This is a genomic window from Micrococcus sp. GbtcB5, from assembly GCF_019091605.1.
Classification (GTDB): domain Bacteria; phylum Actinomycetota; class Actinomycetes; order Actinomycetales; family Micrococcaceae; genus Micrococcus; species Micrococcus luteus.
This window is the reverse complement of sequence record NZ_JAGXJK010000682.1, coordinates 1-203: the sequence shown is the minus strand read 5'-3', so window position 1 is coordinate 203 and position 203 is coordinate 1. Positions and strand designations below refer to the sequence as shown.

Genomic DNA, 203 nt, shown 5'->3' with positions numbered 1-203 from the left:
TGCCGACCCTGCAGACCTGACAGGTACAAGCCCCCTACAACCTCGAAGACGGCTACACCACTTCCAGGGACTTGACCAGACCCACTCATGACTCACGCTAACGCACCCCTGACCCCCACTGGCCGACTCAGGATGGTCCACCGCCACCTGCACGACGGGATCCCGCAGGCACACGTGGCCGCCGAGTTCCGGGTGAGCCGGCC

The 203-nt window shown here is 65.5% G+C and carries 1 pseudogene; it reads left to right on the top strand.

Annotated features, from left to right (window positions below):
* Positions 1-87: 87 nt before the first annotated feature.
* Positions 88-203, top strand: a pseudogene (locus KVS67_RS13960) (IS481 family transposase); the annotation flags it as partial.